Here is a 17,597-nt window from a genome sequence, read left to right on the forward strand (position 1 = left end):
GGTTCAGGGTGGGGGCGACCTCTACAGGCTCAGCCGAGTTCTTGGTCACACGACTCTCCAGATGTCCGCTCGATACGGACACCTTCGAACCGATGACCTCCACGATGAGCTTGAGCGTGTGGCACAAAAGCGGTCACAGGAGCACCAGATCAAAGCTCCAAAATCATTTTCGGAGGATCTGGAAGAGCATGCCCAGCAGCATGCAAAACCCTTGCCAAGTAAGGGTTTGAAGGCATCGAACCTACGAAGGGGGAATGGTACAGCCGCCCCGGCTCGAACGGGGGACCCCCAGATCCACAATCTGGTGCTCTAACCAACTGAGCTACGGCTGCACGTGAGGCAGGGTGTAATCGTCCGGACGGGCAATTTCAAGCCCTGTTCGAGCTCTCACGGCCTGAAATGAAAACGGCGGGCCAGGAAGCCCGCCGCCTCGAATGCTCAAGCTGAGAGTGGCTTATTCGGCCGTGGCGCCGGCAGCCTTGAGGACCGGGGTCCAGCGAGCCACCTCGCTCTCCACGAGCTTCTGCAGGCCCTCGGGGGTCCGCTCTGCCGCCGTCGGCAACACGCCGCCGAGGTCGAGAAGGCGCTTCTTGGTGGTCTCGTCCTCGAGGGACTTGATGAGCGCGTCGCTGAGCTTCTTGACCACATCCGGCGGGGTGCCCTTGGGCGCGAAGACCGCGTTCCAGGCGCTGACCTCATAGCCCTCGAGACCGGCCTCCTTGGTGGTCGGCACGTTCGGCAGCACCGGCGAGCGCTGCGGGGTCGCGATGGCGAAGGCCTTGATGTTGTTGCCCTGGATCTGCGGCGCCACGTTGACGATCTGGTCGGTCATGAAATCGACCGTATTGCCCATCAGGTCGTTCAGGGCCGGGCCCGTGCCGCGATAGGCAACCATCGTCGGCTTCACCTTGACCACGGAGTTGAAGAAAATGCCCGTGGAGTGGGAGACGGAGCCCACGCCCGCATGGGCCATGTTCACCTTCTCGCCGTTGGTCTTCAGATAATCGAGGAAGCCCTTCAGGTCGTTGGCCGGGAAGTCCTTCCTGGCCACGATGACGATCGGCGTGCCGGCCGCCACGCCGATGGGCGCGAAGTCCTTGGCCGGGTCGTATTTAAGGTTCGGGTACAGGGCCGGGGCGGCCCCGTGAGTGCCCATGTGGCCCATCATGATCGTATAGCCGTCGGGCTGCGATTGTGCGGCACGAGTGATGCCGGTGGTGCCGCCGGCGCCGGCCACGTTCTCGATCACGACCTGCTGGCCGAGCGTCCGGCTCATGTGATCGCCGACGATGCGGGCGATCACGTCCGTCGGGCCACCGGCCGCGAAGGGCACGACCATGGTGATCGGGCGGGTCGGATAGTTCTGGGCCTGAACGCCCGTTGCGGCCAAGCCGGCGACAGCGGCTAGAGCCAGTACAGCTTTCTTCATCATTCTTCCTCCCTGGAAAGGGTTATGGCCTTACATGTGGGCAAGGCGGGCTCGAAGGCAAGCTACTCCGTGAACACCTCGTCCCTTCCCTTGCGGATGGAGGGCAGGAGGGCGATCACGAGAAGAATGGCGGCAACAGCCAGCAGTCCGGCGCTGATCGGTCGCTCGATGAAGGTCTCCAGCGACCCGCGCGAGATGATGAGCGCACGCCTGAGATTCTCCTCCATCAGCTTGCCGAGGACGAAGCCGAGCAGCATCGGAGCGGGCTCGAAGCCGAACTTGATCAGCACGTAGCCCACGAAGCCGAACAGCCCGATGAACATCACATCGGTGGGCAGCGAGTTGATGGAGTAGATACCGATGCAGCAGAACATCAGGATCGCCGGGAACATCAGGCGATACGGCACCTTGAGCAGCCGCACCCACATGCCCACCAGCGGCAGGTTGATGATCAGGAGCATCAGATTGCCCACCCACATGGACGCGATCATGCCCCAGAACAGGGTCGGGTTCTTGGTCATCACCTGCGGGCCCGGAATGATGCCATGGATCGTCATCGCGCCCACCATCAGGGCCATCACGGCGTTCGGCGGGATGCCCAGAGTGAGTAATGGAATGAAGGAAGTCTGCGCGCCGGCATTGTTGGCGCTCTCCGGCCCAGCCACGCCCTCGATGGCGCCGCGGCCGAAGCGCCTCGGATCCTTGGCTAGCTTCTTTTCCAGCGTATAGGCCGCAAACGGTCCCAGCACCGCGCCGTTGCCGGGCAGGATGCCGAGGATGGCGCCGATCAGGGTGCCGCGCAGCACCGGCTTGTAGGCCTGCTTGAAGTCGTCCTTGTTCGGCAGCAGCCGGCCGATGGCCTGGCGCACCACGTCCCGGTGCTCGGTGTGGTCGAGGTTGCGCATGATCTCGGCGATGCCGAAGATGCCCATGGCCAGCACGGCGAAATCGATGCCGTCGGCCAGGAACGGCAGCCCGAAGGTCATGCGCTCCTCGCCGGTCTCGAGATCGGTCCCGACCGTGGACAGCAGCACGCCGACCAGGATCATGGCGATCGCCTTGAGGATCGAGCCGCGCGCCAGCACCACCGCGAAGACCAGGCCCATGACCATGAGCGAGAAATACTCGGTGGGTCCGAAGATCAGCGCGAGGCCGGTGAGCGGGGCGCCAAGCGCCGCGATGACCAGCGTCGCCACCGTGCCGGCGAAGAAAGAGCCGATGGCCGCGATGCCGAGCGCCACGCCGGCGCGGCCCTGGCGGGCCATCTGGTGGCCGTCGAGCGCCGTGACCACCGAGGTGGCCTCGCCCGGGATGTTGACCAGGATGGCCGTGGTCGAGCCGCCGTACTGGGCGCCGTAGTAGATGCCGGCCAGCATGATCAGCGCGCCGGTCGGGTCGAGCCCGAAGGTGATCGGCAGCAGCATGGCGATGGTGGCAATGGGACCGACGCCCGGCAGCACGCCGATCAGCGTGCCGACGAGACAGCCCAGGAAGGCGAGCCCGAGATTGATCGGGGTCAGGGCAACGCCGAAGCCGAGGCTCAGGTTGGAGAAAAAGTCGCCCATCAGATTCTCCCGCTGTGGTCGGCCACATCGACCGGCATCCGGCGACGGTTGCGCGTGGTGAGGAACACGAGTGCGGCCACGACGGCCATGATACCCGCCGTTGCCCGCAGCACCGCCTTCTGCGACCAGTCGGCCGGGAAGAGACCGGTGAGCGCCTGCGGGAAGACCGGGATGGGCAGGTTGAGGAGGTCGCCGAACAGCACCATGCAGAAGGGGGTGAGGCTGAGCGCCAGGATCACGAGGTCGCGCAGGCGCGCCTCCGGGGTGGCAAAGCCGCCGAGGATGATGGCGAGGGGGCCGGAGACCAGGAGGCCTAGGCCGGGAATGACCAGGGGGCCGACGGCATAGCCGCGGATGGTGAGCGCGAAGGCCAGAATGGCCCCGATGACGAAGACCGGCCCCCGCAGGCTCCAGCGCTCGAGCCGCTCGCCGTCCTTGAGGAAGGCGGCAACCAGGAGCGCTAGGCCCGACAGCCCGACTCCGATGGCGAGCCAGCGCGGCAGCATGGCCGGGCCCATGGCGTTGAGCGTGCCCTGGTCGAGATCCCGCGTCAGCCACAGGGCGAGCGCAGCAAGTGCGACGAGAAGAAGGCCACCGGCCAAGCTTTGCGGGGCCCGCACCGGCCCGCGATGCCGTGAAGGCTCGGAGCCTTCGTGAAGAACAGACATGGACGACCTCCCGACGAACGCATCCTGCGCCCAAGGTTATTGAGACCGATATGGCCCGAGGCCGCAGCCTGGATCAAGCTTCTGTTTTCTTGAAGACAACGCTTCTCAACAAGACCTCTTCGAATGAACAGCCCCGGAGAAAACGTCTATTAAACTATAGGACAGTGGCCTGAGCCTTTCGGGAGATCACTTGATCCCCCGCCACATCTTGTCTAGATGGACCCCTGTAGCCAGGCCGGGCCCCTCTGGTCGCTCCAAGCGGGCGGCGATGTCGGACTGGATGAAAACCAGGGCGGCCTGGGTTCGTTCAAAAAGACGGTTTTGCCTGCATCTCGGCTTCCGGTTCGTCGAGTTCCGGACCAAGCCAGTGCCAGATGCGTCTTTTTGAGCGTTTCGCATGCGCTGCCCCTCAACCGACATATGAGGCACTGCATGTTTGATCTCTCGCAGTTTTTCGGACCCGAGGTCGTCGCCTTCCTGATGGTGGTCGGCATCGATCTCGCGCTCGCCGGCGACAATGCCATCGTCATCGGCCTGGCCGCCGCCGGCCTCCCGAAAGAGCAGCGCAACAAGGCGATCCTGCTCGGGGTTATCGCCGCGACCGTCCTACGCGTCTTCTTCGCGCTCATCACAACGCAACTTCTCCAAATCGTGGGCCTGCTCCTGGCCGGTGGCATCCTACTTCTCTGGGTCTGCTGGAAGATGTGGCGAGAGCTGCGTACCGGCCATGAGGCCGAGCAGCATGCAGCAGAGGAGGCTCTGGAGGGTCGAGACATCAACGAGGACGGCACCATTGCCGGCGGCGTCCCGCGCAAGACCTTTGCTCAGGCTGCCTGGCAGATTGTCATCGCCGACGTTTCGATGTCCCTCGATAACGTGCTCGCTGTGGCGGGCGCCGCACGCGAGCATCCCTACATCCTCGCTTTCGGTCTGCTTCTGTCGATTGCCCTGATGGGCGTTGCAGCCTCGTACATCGCTCGCCTGCTCCAGCGTTACCGCTGGATCGCCTATGTGGGCTTGGCGATCATTCTCTACGTGGCGCTCAAAATGATCTACGAGGGTTGGGTCGAGGTGGCTCCTTTCGTCAACGGCGCCGTCGGCTAAGCCGAAGCACGGATCCAAGACCACCAATCTCCAATTGACGGCGGAGACGCGGGAAGGCAGAGAGCGTGACGCTTATGTCCCCCGCTTTCCGCCCTCATTTTTCCATTGCCGGTCTTCGGCACGGCGCGCGCGCCGCCCTGCCTGCCTTTCCCGGCTTCATCATGTTCGCCGTGGCCTTCGGCACGGCGGCATCGCAGAAGGGGCTGTCGCTCGGCGAGACGCTGGGCCTCTCCGCCTTCGTCTATGCCGGCGCCTCCCAGATGGTCGGGCTCGAAATTTGGCAGCAGGTCTGGACTCCTTCGACGATCCTCACGATCGTGACCGTCACCGCCGTGGTGAATGCGCGCTTGATGCTTCTGGGCGCCACTCTTCAACCCTGGCTCAAGGATGAGCCGCTCGCCCGCACGGCGCTCAATCTCTTTCTCCTCACGGAGGCCGGCTGGCTTGTCGGGACCCGCTATTACAATGAGGGCGGCCGCGATGTCGGCGTGCTCTTAGGCTGCGGGGTCGTCCTCTGGCTGGTCTGGCTGGCCGGGACGCTCATGGGCTTCTTCGCAGGCGCCCTCGTGCCGGAGCCGAGGCGCTTCGGCCTCGATCTCGTCATGCCGATCTTCTTCGCCGTCATGCTCGTGCCCTTGTGGAAAGGCGCGAAACCCGCCCTGCCCTGGCTGGTGGCGGGCCTTATCTCCCTGGTCGTCCATGCGCTCGTGCCCGGCTACCTCTTCATCATCGCCGGTGCTCTGGCTGGAGTTGCAGCCGGGATGCTGATCGAATGAACACGCTCGGTACCGCCATCACCAGCCCATGGGGTTCCATTCTCGCCATCGGCGCCATGACCCTCGTGACGTTCCTGTGCCGTATCGCGGGCGTCGTGGTCATGAGCCGGGTGCGCCTCACGCCGCGCCTCGAGCGGGGTCTGCGTGCCCTTCCCGGCTCCATCATTGTGGCGACGATCCTGCCCGCTGTGCTCGACAACGGACTGCCTGCCATCGTTGCGCTGACCGCAGCCATCGTGGCCATGGCCGTGACGCGGATCGACATCGTCGGCCTCCTCGTCGGCCTAGGCACCCTCTCCGTCATCAGGGTTCTTGGATGAGCCCTGCTTGAGCCGCAGACGGATGCGGTACATCAATCCGTCCCGGATATTGCGATAGGCATCGAGCACCTGCTCGCGGGATCCTTGCGTGATCGTCGGATCGGGCGTCGGCCAATACTCTACTTCGGCCGCAATGGTACGCGTCAGTTCCAAGGCCGCGTGATGCGCCTCCGGCGAGAGGGAGATGATGAGGTCGAAATTGAGTCCCTCCCACTCCTCCAGTTCTCGGAGCGTGCGCGGCTTGTGCTTGGAGGCGTCGATACCGATCTCCGAAAGGATCGATGCCATGAAGGCGTCCGCGTCGCTTTTGCGGACACCGGCGGATTGCACATAAATCGACTTGCCGAAGTAATGTCGCGCGATGGCCTCCGCCATGGGGGAACGCACCGCATTCATGGCGCAGACGAACAGAACCGAATGGATCCGTTTCGAGCGGGGCTCCTCCAAGCGTCAGCCCTTCCAGTGAAGCGCAAAGATCAATGTGAAGATGCGGCGCGCCGTATCGAAATCGAAGATCAGCTTGCCGTCGAGGCGCTTCATCAGGAGTTCGGCCGCTTCGTTGTGCAATCCCCGCCGCCCCATATCGATGGCTTCGATCTGTGCCGGCGAGGCCGAGCGGATGGCCTGATAATAGCTGTCGCAAATCAGCTCGTAGTCGCGGATCACCTTGCGGAATGGCGTCAGCGACAGGTGATGCGAGACGAGATGCGCGCCTTCCTGGGCCGTGACCTCGAAGCAGAGCTTCTTCTCGATCAATGAAATCCGCAGAGCGTAGGGCCCGCCATCGTAGTTCGGCAGGGCGAAGGTGTTCTCCTCGAGAATGTCGTAGATGGCGATGGCCCGCTCGTGCTCCTGATCGGGATTGCCGCGTCCGATGGAGGCCTCGTCGAGCGTGACGGCGACCAGCCGGGCCCGCTCCTTCGCTTCGCTCGCCATCCCCCTCCCCTTGCCGTTAAAGGTTCAGGCGGATCGCGACCGATCGCGCATGCCCCTCCAGCCCTTCCGACCGCCCGAGCGTAATCGCTGCAGGGCCAAGCGCACGCAGAGCGTCCGCATCGCATTTCAGGATCGAGGTTCGCTTCATGAAGTCAAGCACGCCCAAACCCGACGAGAAGCGGGCGGACCGGGCCGTGGGCAGAACGTGATTCGGGCCGCCCACATAATCGCCGATGGCTTCGGGCGTATGGCTGCCGAGGAAGATCGACCCGGCATTGCGTACCCTGGAGGCCAATTCCTCGGCATTCTCCGTCTCGATCTCCAGATGCTCCGGAGCGAGTCGGTCGACCAGGGGAACGGCGTTCTCGAGACGGTCGATCAGGATGATCGCGCCGTAATCGCGCCAGCTCGCGCTCGCGATCTCCGCCTTGGGCAAGGTCTCGAGCTGGCGCTCGACCGCCTTCTCCACCGCATCGGCGAGGGCGGGACTGTCCGTGACGAGGATCGACTGGGCGGCAGGATCGTGCTCGGCCTGGGCCAGAAGATCGGCCGCAATCCAATCGGGATTAGCGTGGGCATCCGCCAGGATCAGCACCTCGGACGGGCCCGCGATCATATCGATGCCGACCTGGCCGAAGACACGGCGCTTGGCGGCCGCCACATAGGCATTGCCAGGACCGACGATCTTGGCCACCGGCCGCATCGTTTCCGTCCCATAGGCCAGCGCCGCCACCGCTTGCGCGCCGCCGATCCGGAAGGCCTCGTCGACGCCGGCAAGGCGCGCTGCCGCCAGGACGAGCGGATTGGTCTCGCCCTTCGGGGTCGGCACCACCATGACGATACGCGGAACGCCCGCAACCTTAGCCGGTACCGCATTCATCAGGACGGAGGACGGATAGCTCGCACGGCCGCCGGGCACGTAGAGGCCAACGGATTCCAGTGCCGTCCAGCGCCAGCCCAGCGTAACGCCGAGGGGGTCCGTGGTCAGGGAATCCTGCGGGCGCTGCGCCCGGTGATAGGTCTCGATGCGCTCCTTCGCCAAAGCCAGAGCTTCCAGCGCCTCCTTCGGGCACTGGGCCTCAGCGGCGTCGATCTCGGCGTCTGAAATGCGCAGGGTCTCCGGCTGGAGCGCCAGCCCGTCAAAGCGATAGGTGAAATCGATCAGGGCCTCGTCGCCGCGCACCACCACCTCCTCGATGATAGCCCGCACCGCCTGGTCCACATCCTCCGACACCTCCCGCTTGGCGGCGAGGAGAGCGGCGAATGCCTGCGGAAAGGACGGCTCCCGCGCATCGAGCCTCTGCACCATTTAGAGGCGCTCCGCCGATTGGAACTGTTCCTCGTGCGAGGGCCGGCTTTCGGCAGCCCAGACCGGGCCGGTGTCTTTCATCTGCATTTCGATGCACTCCAGGTCCACCTGGATGGCGCCCCCTTCGGCAAAGATCAAGGTGGCAGTACCCGATGGGGCATTGGTCTCCTCGAACGCAATGGCGAGAAGGTTAAGAACCGCATCCTTGTTGGTCTGGTCGATGCCGCGGACGCGCACGCCCGTGACATTCTCGAAATGCATGCAGGTCAGCCGGCGCTGGGGGGTTGTCGCCTCCCAGTCGTACCGGCGGGTCTGAATGGCGAAACGCCGCTCCTTGGGCAGGTAGGCGATATCGCCCACCCGAAGCAAAGAATCCTGCAAATGAGCGGAGATGACGGCAAGATCGTCCGGGTCGAAAGCGACAAGTCTCAGGAGGTCCATGGAGCCACCAACCTATTGTTGAACTTTAAGGTTTAGGTAGAGAGCCCCTTGCCCTGGCGCAACCTTTCCGCGGCAGCTTCTTCTTCCTGGCCTGGAAAAGAAATGGCCGGCTGAGAAAGCCGGCCCCTTTCGATCTCTAGCCCCGCAGGCGCTCGATCTGCGCGCCGCAGCGGGCGAGCTTGGCCTCAAGCGCCTCGAAGCCGCGGTCCAGATGGTAGACCCGGTTGATGGTGGTCTCACCGTCAGCCACGAGACCCGCGATGACCAGGGACACGGAGGCACGAAGATCCGTCGCCATGACCGGCGCTCCCTTGAGGCCGGCCACGCCGTCCACATAGGCGCTGTCCCCGTCGAGGCGGATCTGGGCGCCCAGTCGGGCGAGTTCCTGCACGTGCATGAAGCGATTCTCGAAGATCGTCTCGCGAATGCGGGACGTGCCATTGGCCCGGGTCATGAGGGCCATGAACTGAGCCTGCAGATCGGTTGGAAAGCCTGGGAATGGATCAGTGGTAACATCTACCGGCTGAATACCATTGCCATTGCGCCGGATGCGGATGCCCCCGTGGGTCGAGGAAACCTCGGCGCCCGCCTGGCCCAGGACGTCGAGAGCGGCCTGGAGATATTCGGACCGGGTGTTGTCCAAGACGAGATCGCCGCCCGTCATGGCCACGGCCATGGCATAGGTGCCGGTCTCGATCCGGTCGGGCATGACGTCATGGGAGGCACCGCCGAGGCTGGACACGCCCTCCACGACAATGTCCGAAGTGCCGGCCCCCTGGATCCTGGCGCCCATCTTGATCAGGCATTCGGCCAGATCCACCACCTCCGGCTCGCGGGCGGCGTTGCGGATCACCGTCGTGCCCTGAGCGAGCGTCGCCGCCATCAAGGCCACATGGGTGCCGCCGACCGTTACCTTCGGAAAGTCGATTTCGGCGCCAATAAGCCCCTTGGGAGCCGTCGCCACCACGTAGCCGCCCTCGATTTCGATGGCAGCACCCAGCTTGGCGAGCGCCATGATGAGGAGGTCGACCGGTCGGGTGCCGATGGCACAGCCGCCGGGCATGGATACTTTGGCGTGGCCGAAGCGGGCCACCAGGGGAGCGATGACCCAGAAGCTTGCCCGCATGGTCGAAACCAGTTCGTAGGGGGCGGTGGTGTCGATGACGGTCTTGGCGCTCAGGCGGATGGTCTGTCCCGTTTCCGAGGACTGGCCGGGCCGGCGGCCGGCGATCGAATGATCGACGCCGAAATTGCTCATGATTCGCAGGAGGGAGGAGATGTCGGCGAGCCGTGGCACATTGCCGAGCTCCAGGGTCTGCTCCGTCAGGAGGCTGGCGATCATGAGAGGCAGGGCCGCATTCTTGGCACCTGAAATCGGAATCAAGCCGTTGAGAGGCGCGCCGCCCCGGATGCGAATGCGATCCATCAAATTCCCCTTGCAGTACTTTCAGCGAGCCATGCGCTATGCGCGCCTTGAGCTTTATAAGCTAGTCGGACGGCTTGTCGCGCTCGGTCGAAACGCTCAAGCTCCCGGCTTCAGTTCCGGATGTCTTCACGGCCTGCCGCCCCCGTGCCTGAGCCTTTCGACGCTTGAGATTCTCTTTCAAGGCCGCCTTCAGCCGGTCAGCTTTCTCTTGCGATTTCACGTCAGTCATGGTTCACGCGACCCATCGTCGCCTTTATCAAATAGAGGCTTCGCAAGCGGCTCTCAACTGCAATATCACGGTGCAGGACTTTGACCCGGATCAATGCGATCTGGCATAATAGGTCCACGATCCCCGGGCATTGCGTTGCCCACCCGGTGAGATGATGAATTACCAAAGCTTCTTCACGTCAGCCCTCGAGCGCCTCCAGGCCGAGCGGCGCTACCGCGTTTTTGCCGATATCGAGCGACTGGCCGGCCGGTACCCTCAGGCGATCTGGCATTCGCCGGAAGGCCCCCGCCCCATCACCGTCTGGTGCTCCAACGACTATCTCGGCATGGGCCAGAACCGGGACGTGACCCGCGCCATGGTCGAGGCGGCCTGGCGGCTCGGCACCGGGGCCGGCGGCACCCGCAACATCTCCGGCAACAGCAACCCCATTGTGACCCTTGAGGCCGAGCTCGCCGACCTGCACGGCAAGGAGGCGGCGCTGGTCTTCACCTCGGGCTATGTCTCGAACCAGACCGGTATCTCCACGCTGGCCAAACTCATCCCGAACTGCTTGGTCCTCTCGGACGCGCTCAACCACAACTCGATGATCGAGGGTGTGCGACAGTCCGGCTGCGACAAGGCGATCTTCCGCCACAACGACCTCGAGCACCTGGAGGAGTTGCTCCGGGCAGCCGGCGACCGGCCGAAGCTGATCGTGTTCGAGAGCGTCTATTCCATGGATGGCGACATCTCGCCGATCCATGCCATCTGCGATCTGGCCGAGCGCTACGGCGCCATGACCTATATCGACGAGGTCCATGCGGTCGGCATGTACGGCCTCCGTGGAGCCGGAATCGCCGAGCGCGAGGGCGCCATGCACCGGATCGACGTGATCGAAGGCACGCTGGGCAAGGCCTTCGGCGTCATGGGCGGGTATCTCACCGGCACCCGAGCCGTGATGGATGCCATCCGCAGCTTCGCGCCCGGCTTCATCTTCACCACCGCCCTGCCCCCGGCCGTCGCCGCAGCCGCCACCGCCTCAATCCGGCACCTCAAGGAATCCTCCACCGAGCGCCAGCAGCAGCAGCGCCAAGTAGCCCGCACCAAGGCGGTCCTGACCGGCGTCGGCCTGCCGGTCCTCGATACGCCAACGCATATCGTGCCCGTGATGGTGGGCGATGCGGAGGCCTGCAAGGCAGCCTCCGACCGGCTGCTGGAGAAGCACGGCATCTACATCCAGCCGATCAACTACCCCACTGTACCTCGTGGAACGGAGCGGCTGCGCATCACCCCTGGGCCGTTCCACTCGAACGCCCATATCGATGCCCTGGCCGCCGCCCTGGTCGAGGTCTGGACGGCGCTGAGGCTCCCCCTTGAGCCTAAAGTCCAGGCAGCCGAATAAAGATCATTTTCAAGCTTGCATGGAGGGCTGCCCTGTGGCAGTAAGCGGCCCTCCCCGTTGGCGCGCTGCCGTAGCTCAGTGGTAGAGCACTCCCTTGGTAAGGGAGAGGTCGAGAGTTCGATCCTCTCTGGCAGCACCATCCCCTCTCTCGGGATTTTCGCCAACTTAAAGCAGGACTTCAGGTTTCGGACGCCCGTTTGCTACACAAGGGCGATCCGCATAGTCCTCGCGACGACACGCCCCGCAAACATCCCAGAACCGGCATCTACGAGTTCCGCAAGCGCGTCCCGACCGGCTGCGGCCTCTCGTCGGCAAGCGAGAGGTGAAGCGCTCCCTCAAGACCATGGATTTTGCTATCGCCCGCGAGCGGCACGCGGACATGGTCCGCGAAGCTCAGGGCAGTTCCACTGCTCCAGCACACCCCTGATGGAGTTCGACGCCTGTTCACGAATTGGCTCGCCTAGCCTACCTTTCTTGGCATTGTCGCTCTCGTCGTCCGTGACCTCGGTGCGCAGTGGTACATCGGAAGACAGGTTCCGTCGCAGGGCCTGCCCCGCCGAGGATCATTTCCTCGTAGCCGGGCAGGCATCTTCCGGGATTGCAGTCTCGGTCGGTGAGGTGGGCGGCCGTTCAGTCCGTCATCGTGGTCTGCCTCAACTCATGCCGATGGAACGCGCTCAGGCGGGGCGAACTTGAACCGCGTGCTCATGCAAGCTTGAGCGACGCAGACCGCCGCGAGTTTCGCCACGGGGTCCGTCCCGTCTTCAGCAGTGGGCTGGGTGCGCCCGACCCGCTCGCCCCGGGTTCTGATGCGGCTGTGAGCGCCGAAGATCCACGGACTGCCTGTCGGGACCCATGCCGCGTATGCCCGGAGCTTGCACATCGCCGACATCAAAGAGCCTGGAGACGAGAACGTACTCTCAAAGCTGTCGGCCAACATGAAGCGGGAAGAGTCCACGTGTCGTACAGGCGGTTGCAGAGCGATCTCAAGGAGAACGAACTCCGTGCCTTCTCCCAGGTCCTCGCACAGCGGCACAAAGCGCACATCCATCCGCTGGCATATTGCATTGAGCTCCAGCTCGTGTGCCAACATTATGCACCCGCAGCCGGTAAGGGTCCGGCACATCACCTTCCCAATCTTCCCCTTCCCACTATCCTTGCCGTTGCAGGCTGAGTGGCATCAACAGCGAACCTCCTTGTTCGACCGCTCCAGCTTCGCGAAGGGCCCTCTTATGGAATGAACAGCTTAGCAGTAAGAGCCAGTTACGCTTCTTTCCGATAAGGTAAGCGGATGGAAGAATAGCGACAGCGCTTATAGTACATTATCTTGTAGCAAATGCATCGCGCCGAGGCGCTCTTCGCGATCCTCTGCATGGTCTACACAATCTGGAACAAGTACCCACCGGAACCGGAAATTGAGGTGACGGATGAGTCAGATTTCAAACGCTATGATGGGCGCTTCAATCTCATAAGGGGTTCCGACTAGGCGAGATCTTAGCTTCCGATCATGCACTGATAGTCAGGACTGCATTTGCAGATAATGAGATGAACTTCGAAGACGCTGCTGTCGTACCCGCTCCAACAAAATCATTGCTGCTCAGAAGACCATAATCTTTTCGGATCAGCCACTTACTTCGCGGTTGGGGCATTCGCTTCCGACTGCCATTCCGATGTGCATGGATCATGGGAGGCTACTTGGCACCCACCTATCAAATAAAGGTACTCCTTTGGGGGTAGACAAGCCAAACATTCCGACCAGATTAATTGGGAGCGCGAAGGCGCTGACAGGCAGGCGCACGCCAGACCTGGGAAAATTAGTAGCTGCAAACCGGTGTAACCGCAATCTGCGCACAGTCGAGAGAGAGGAACCCTAAGATGCCGCATCCCAGCCAAACGAGCGATCAGTGGTGGATCAACGATCAGACGCCGGACAACCCCTATGGCAAGAGCGAGGATTATGAGTCCTTTCTTGACTATCTTGGAGCACTGGGCCGCAGTCTGACGCCAGCGATCGCTGCGGGAACGCTGAGGATCAACGTCTACGAGCTCAATGACCACCCCGATTACAAGGCCGCGGCTATCGGCGCCTTACAGATGTGGTCGTCTGTCACTCCTCTGAAATTCGAGATCGTCGACGACGCGCCATTTAATGGAGCAACGGACTGGATGGAGGTTGTCAGCCCCGAACTCGGTGAGGAGGACGATGGCAGCGCCTATTCAAGCAATCGCTATGTCAGCATCGGTCAGCGTTTCCACGACACGGAACCCAATAAGACCGATATCGGCGGTTATGTCTTCGATTCCTTCATCCATGAGTTCGGCCATGAGTTCGGCCTCAACCATCCTGGGCTCTATAACTACAGCGGTCCCGGCGGTGTGCAGATCAACTATCTGAACAATGCGACCTGGACCTATGATCGCCAGCAATACAGCGTCATGTCGTATTTCGACGGGATCGATGTGGGCGAAACCAGCCGCTGGTCCGCCTCGACGCCGCTGATGGCCGACATCGAGGCCGTCATTCGACGATATTTCTCAACCGTCGACGCGAATGGCGTGCGCACCTACCAGCACATCGACCTCAACACAGGCGACAATGTCTACGGCTTCGGCAGCACGCAGTACGGATACCAATTGACATCCTCCGGCATGCAGCATGACATCGGCTTTGCGATCCATGACACTGGCGGGACAGACACGATCGACTTCTCCGGCTCGACGGCGGGTACGATTCTTGACTTGCGTGCGGGACAATTCTCCAGCGTCAACGGTCACAGCAACAATGTGTCGATATTCGCTGGACACAACGCGGATGGGACCGACTATTACATAGAGAACGGCATCGGCAGCAGGTATGACGACATCCTGATCGGCAACGATGGCGCCAACACTCTGGACGGCCGCAGCGGCGGCGACCGCATGGCAGGCAACGGCGGCGATGACATCTATTTCGTCGACTCAGTGGACGATATCGTTCGGGAGGAACTCAACGGCGGCGATGACACGGTCATCCTCCTGGCCAGGAACTTGAGAATCAGGAAGATCGCCAACGTCGAAAACATCATCTACGCCGACGTATCGACGACCCAACCTAATGGCGGTGGCGAGACCCCACCGAGCGTCGGCGACAATACGATGACAAGCATCGCCTTCGGCGGCAGCGGAAATGATACGCTTGACGGCGGTGCCGGCGACGACACGATCTTTGGTCAGGGAGGTGACGACCTGATCATCGGCGGCCGCGACTCGCTCGCCAGTCGCGACATCAACAACACGATCGATGTCGAGGACCTTGAGGACCAGACGGAAAGCGATGATGGCAACGATGCGCTCTACGGCGGCGGCGGCAACGACGTCATTCTTGGTGGCCAAGGTAACGACATTCTCGACGGCGGCGCCGGCAACGACACGCTGAGCGGCCAGGACGGGATCGATGTCTTCAGGGGCGGTGCGGGAGTCGACACAGTCGATTACAGCAAGGAGAGCCCTTTCCAGCTTCTCGTCAACCTCGCCACGAACGTCGCCAGCGGTGGCACCGCATCGGGTGACACTTTCGACAGTATCGAAAACCTGATCGGTTCCGATGACCGCATCGACCGCTTCATCGGCACATCCGCAGCAAACCATTTCTGGGGCCGAGGCGGCGGGGATTACTTCAACGGCGGCGGCGGCAATGACGTCCTGGATGGCGGCAATGATGGCGACATCCTGTATGGCGAAGCCGGCAATGACACGATCATCGGTGGTGCCGGTCAAGACTATCTGGATGGCGGGTCTGGCACCGACACGGTGGTCTACGCGGGCAGCCCTGGCGGTGTGACGATCGATCTTGCCGATGGCACGGCCACCGGGGGCGACGGCGATGGTCCGGTGCAGATCGTCGGCCGAGGCACAGCTATCCGGCATGATATCCTCGTCGGCTTTGAGAATGCCGTCGGCTCGTCTTTTGATGACCATCTCATCGGCACTGCTCGGGTCAATGAGCTCTCCGGCGGCGGAGGCGACGATACGCTGACCGGCGGCGGCGGTGCCGACCGGTTGAACGGCGGCGCAGGCCGCGACACGGCAGATTACGCTGATGCAACGGGCGGCGTTAGGCTTACTCTCGCTGGAGGCAAGTCCGGCGGAGACAGGTATGTCTCCATCGAGAATCTTGCAGGCTCGGGATTTAATGACCGACTGACCGGCGACGGCGCAGCCAATGTATTGACCGGCCAGGGCGGGAACGACACGATCGACGGCGGCCGTGGCGATGACACCCTGCTCGGCGATTTCGACTATCAGGGCGACGCACCGCCACGCCCGGGCATGGGTACCGGCTACGCCACGCTGGGACCGGACGCGGCGAACAACTCGATCGCAGCCGCATTCGATATCTCCAACAACTTTTCGCTCGCCAGTGACCCTGACATCTTCGATTCGACGACGATCCTCCATACGACGGTCAACGCCACCGGAAACGGAAAGGGCGGTTACTACAAGATCAATCTGGCGGCCGGCACGGTCATTACGATCGACATCGACGGAATTGCCGATCCAAACGTCCATGACAGTTGGCTCAGGCTGCTCGACAGCGACGGCAACATCGTCGCTCAGAACGATGATGGCGGCGGTGACCCCGGCTCTACAAGCAACCGGGATTCAAGTGCGGTATTCGTTGTTCAGGAGACTGGAACCTATTACATTGTGGAGGGCAGCTGGTCAGAGACGGCGCCGGGCAATGGCTGGGCGGAGGTTGTGCCGGAAGGCTCGACATATGAGTTGAACGTATCTGTCGAGTTTCCCCCTGCACCGGCTCAACCGGGCATTGCGGGATCCGATAGTCTCACGGGCGGTGGCGGCAGCGATCTGCTGGATGGCGGTCTAGCGGCCGACACGCTCACCGGCGGTGCGGGAGAGGATAGCTTCCGCTTCTCGACAGCGCTCGGGAACGGCAATGTCGACTGGATCAAGGACTTCAAGGTCACCGACGACACCGTCCTGCTGGACAACCTCATCTTTGCGAGCCTGGGTAGCGACGGTGCTCTCGCGTTAGGCGCATTTCACAAGAGTGCGGCGGGCGTGGCTCATGATGCCGATGACCGTATCATTTATGATACCGATAGCGGCGCCCTGTCCTATGACGCCGATGGTGCCGGACAAGCTGCAGCCATTCAGTTTGCGCGGTTGAGCAAAAGTCTGAATGTTTCGGCGGCCGACTTCGTTATCATCTAGCATGATCGCAGGTGGGGCGCCTGGAAGCGCCCCACCTCGTAGTTCAGTTGCGATTGGTTCCGCTTTTCGAACTGCAAGCTGAGCGGCGATGCCATCCCCGCAGAGGTGTTTCAGGGCGATCATGGAGAACGTGCGATGAAGCGCCAGGCCAGCCGCCGCACAGTGTTAACGACCGCCGGAGCAGCAGCTGTCGCTGCGGCCGTCAGGCCCGCCGCGGCGCAATCGACAGATATTCGCGGCACTGTCACATTCGAGGGCGGTGCGGTCATCCCGAAAGGCCATCTTGAGATCTATCTCGAAGACTCCGCCATTCAGGGGGATGCGAGACGTCGCGCCGCGAGAACGCGTATCGAAAGCGACGGTGGATCGAAGGCAATGGCCTTTTCCTTGTCCCCGCCTGCAAGCTCGACTTCTTCGCCAACACTGCAAATCGTTGCGCGCCTGGAGCGTGCCGATGGCTGGTTGATCGCACGAGGCAGCGCACAGCTCAAGGCGGGCTCGCCCGTCCATGTCACACTCAACGCGGTTATGTATTGAAGTGACAAAGGTAATGCCTGACCAGCGCTGTCAGTGATGAGGTCATTAGCATCGGTGCGCTAGCCTCTCCATTGCGGATGATGTCATCGCTCCACTCGGGGCGATTTCAAGACAAAACCTACGGCATCGCTCAGGGCCTCAATCGCAACGAGATGCTGACCGTTAACATTTCGTGATCAAGTGCTTGTCGACACCACGTACATCAGAGTGCTGCCAATCAACAATCGGGCTCACGCCTGCTAAGTGCCTACTAAGATTTAGG

The 17,597-nt window shown here is 62.5% G+C and carries 15 protein-coding genes and 2 tRNA genes; 8 read left to right on the top strand and 9 right to left on the bottom strand.

Going from position 1 to position 17,597, the window contains the following annotated elements:
- Positions 1-255: 255 nt before the first annotated feature.
- The 4 genes from VB672_RS18675 to VB672_RS18690 form a co-directional block, all read right to left on the bottom strand.
- Positions 256-332: transfer RNA gene (locus VB672_RS18675), tRNA-His, on the bottom strand.
- Positions 333-454: 122 nt separating this feature from the next.
- Positions 455-1,429 carry a tripartite tricarboxylate transporter substrate-binding protein gene (locus VB672_RS18680; protein WP_329785714.1) on the bottom strand — a complete coding sequence of 325 codons (975 nt, stop codon included), beginning with the start codon at positions 1,427-1,429 and terminating at the stop codon, positions 455-457.
- Between the two features lie 62 nt (positions 1,430-1,491).
- Positions 1,492-2,994 carry a tripartite tricarboxylate transporter permease gene (locus VB672_RS18685; RefSeq protein ID WP_329785715.1) on the bottom strand — a complete coding sequence of 501 codons (1,503 nt, stop codon included), beginning with the start codon at positions 2,992-2,994 and terminating at the stop codon, positions 1,492-1,494.
- The gene (locus VB672_RS18690; RefSeq protein WP_329785716.1) at positions 2,994-3,662 is read right to left on the bottom strand and encodes a tripartite tricarboxylate transporter TctB family protein; all 669 of its coding nucleotides are present in this window, start codon (positions 3,660-3,662) and stop codon (positions 2,994-2,996) included. Before VB672_RS18690 ends, VB672_RS18685 begins: the two co-directional genes overlap by 1 nt.
- Positions 3,663-4,094: 432 nt before the next feature.
- Between VB672_RS18690 and VB672_RS18695 the strand changes: the two genes are divergently transcribed.
- The 3 genes from VB672_RS18695 to VB672_RS18705 all read left to right on the top strand — a co-directional run bounded on the left by VB672_RS18695 (position 4,095) and on the right by VB672_RS18705 (position 5,862).
- On the top strand, positions 4,095-4,766 hold the full coding sequence (locus VB672_RS18695; RefSeq protein ID WP_329785717.1) for a TerC family protein: 672 nt from the start codon (positions 4,095-4,097) through the stop codon (positions 4,764-4,766).
- Positions 4,767-4,840: 74 nt separating this feature from the next.
- Positions 4,841-5,542 (top strand): AzlC family ABC transporter permease, encoded by a 702-nt coding sequence (locus VB672_RS18700; RefSeq protein WP_329785822.1) that lies wholly within the window; start codon positions 4,841-4,843, stop codon positions 5,540-5,542.
- Complete coding sequence (locus VB672_RS18705; protein WP_329785718.1) at positions 5,539-5,862, top strand: AzlD family protein; 324 nt, start codon at positions 5,539-5,541, stop codon at positions 5,860-5,862. The genes VB672_RS18700 and VB672_RS18705 overlap by 4 nt, the downstream gene beginning before the upstream one ends.
- Here the strand turns inward: VB672_RS18705 and VB672_RS18710 are convergent.
- The 5 genes from VB672_RS18710 to murA all read right to left on the bottom strand — a co-directional run bounded on the left by VB672_RS18710 (position 5,827) and on the right by murA (position 9,974).
- Positions 5,827-6,309: an arsenate-mycothiol transferase ArsC gene (locus VB672_RS18710; protein WP_329785719.1), complete on the bottom strand. Its 483-nt coding sequence runs from the start codon at positions 6,307-6,309 to the stop codon at positions 5,827-5,829. The two genes, VB672_RS18705 and VB672_RS18710, sit on opposite strands and share 36 nt — an antisense overlap.
- 3 nt (positions 6,310-6,312) lie before the next feature.
- Complete coding sequence (locus VB672_RS18715) at positions 6,313-6,798, bottom strand: UPF0262 family protein (protein ID WP_329785720.1); 486 nt, start codon at positions 6,796-6,798, stop codon at positions 6,313-6,315.
- A gap of 16 nt (positions 6,799-6,814) precedes the next feature.
- Positions 6,815-8,104 (bottom strand): histidinol dehydrogenase, encoded by a 1,290-nt coding sequence (gene hisD / locus VB672_RS18720; RefSeq protein WP_329785823.1) that lies wholly within the window; start codon positions 8,102-8,104, stop codon positions 6,815-6,817.
- A gap of 3 nt (positions 8,105-8,107) precedes the next feature.
- On the bottom strand, positions 8,108-8,548 hold the full coding sequence (locus VB672_RS18725; RefSeq protein ID WP_329785721.1) for a DUF2948 family protein: 441 nt from the start codon (positions 8,546-8,548) through the stop codon (positions 8,108-8,110).
- A gap of 136 nt (positions 8,549-8,684) precedes the next feature.
- Positions 8,685-9,974 (bottom strand): UDP-N-acetylglucosamine 1-carboxyvinyltransferase, encoded by a 1,290-nt coding sequence (murA, locus tag VB672_RS18730; protein WP_329785722.1) that lies wholly within the window; start codon positions 9,972-9,974, stop codon positions 8,685-8,687.
- Between the two features lie 383 nt (positions 9,975-10,357).
- Here murA and hemA point away from each other — a divergent pair, with 383 nt between their 5' ends.
- The 5 genes from hemA (at position 10,358) to VB672_RS18750 (ending at position 17,335) form a co-directional block, all read left to right on the top strand.
- Entirely contained in the window at positions 10,358-11,584 is a 1,227-nt protein-coding gene (hemA, locus tag VB672_RS18735; protein WP_329785723.1) for a 5-aminolevulinate synthase, read from the top strand.
- A gap of 64 nt (positions 11,585-11,648) precedes the next feature.
- A tRNA-Thr gene (locus tag VB672_RS18740) sits at positions 11,649-11,723 on the top strand.
- A 156-nt stretch (positions 11,724-11,879) separates the two neighbouring features.
- Positions 11,880-12,011 (top strand): DUF6538 domain-containing protein, encoded by a 132-nt coding sequence (locus VB672_RS22660; protein ID WP_442932116.1) that lies wholly within the window; start codon positions 11,880-11,882, stop codon positions 12,009-12,011.
- 1,448 nt (positions 12,012-13,459) lie between these two features.
- Positions 13,460-16,798, top strand: coding sequence for a M10 family metallopeptidase C-terminal domain-containing protein (locus tag VB672_RS18745; protein ID WP_329785724.1), 3,339 nt, complete (start codon positions 13,460-13,462; stop codon positions 16,796-16,798).
- A 135-nt stretch (positions 16,799-16,933) separates the two neighbouring features.
- On the top strand, positions 16,934-17,335 hold the full coding sequence (locus VB672_RS18750; RefSeq protein ID WP_329785725.1) for a hypothetical protein: 402 nt from the start codon (positions 16,934-16,936) through the stop codon (positions 17,333-17,335).
- Positions 17,336-17,597: the final 262 nt, after the last annotated feature.

This window comes from Microvirga sp. CF3016, assembly GCF_036314085.1.
Classification (GTDB): Bacteria; Pseudomonadota; Alphaproteobacteria; order Rhizobiales; family Beijerinckiaceae; genus Microvirga.

Bases quoted from the DNA above. Each gene is read 5' to 3' on its own strand.
- VB672_RS18745 (WP_329785724.1), top strand. From the start codon at position 13,460: ATGCCGCATCCCAGCCAAACGAGCGATCAGTGGTGGATCAACGATCAG.
- hemA (WP_329785723.1), top strand. From the start codon at position 10,358: ATGAATTACCAAAGCTTCTTCACGTCAGCCCTCGAGCGCCTCCAGGCC.
- VB672_RS18685 (WP_329785715.1), bottom strand. From the start codon at position 2,994: ATGGGCGACTTTTTCTCCAACCTGAGCCTCGGCTTCGGCGTTGCCCTG.
- VB672_RS18705 (WP_329785718.1), top strand. From the start codon at position 5,539: ATGAACACGCTCGGTACCGCCATCACCAGCCCATGGGGTTCCATTCTC.
- VB672_RS18725 (WP_329785721.1), bottom strand. From the start codon at position 8,548: ATGGACCTCCTGAGACTTGTCGCTTTCGACCCGGACGATCTTGCCGTC.
- VB672_RS18700 (WP_329785822.1), top strand. From the start codon at position 4,841: ATGTCCCCCGCTTTCCGCCCTCATTTTTCCATTGCCGGTCTTCGGCAC.
- VB672_RS18750 (WP_329785725.1), top strand. From the start codon at position 16,934: ATGAAGCGCCAGGCCAGCCGCCGCACAGTGTTAACGACCGCCGGAGCA.
- VB672_RS18715 (WP_329785720.1), bottom strand. From the start codon at position 6,798: ATGGCGAGCGAAGCGAAGGAGCGGGCCCGGCTGGTCGCCGTCACGCTC.
- murA (WP_329785722.1), bottom strand. From the start codon at position 9,974: ATGGATCGCATTCGCATCCGGGGCGGCGCGCCTCTCAACGGCTTGATT.
- VB672_RS18690 (WP_329785716.1), bottom strand. From the start codon at position 3,662: ATGTCTGTTCTTCACGAAGGCTCCGAGCCTTCACGGCATCGCGGGCCG.
- VB672_RS18680 (WP_329785714.1), bottom strand. From the start codon at position 1,429: ATGAAGAAAGCTGTACTGGCTCTAGCCGCTGTCGCCGGCTTGGCCGCA.
- VB672_RS18695 (WP_329785717.1), top strand. From the start codon at position 4,095: ATGTTTGATCTCTCGCAGTTTTTCGGACCCGAGGTCGTCGCCTTCCTG.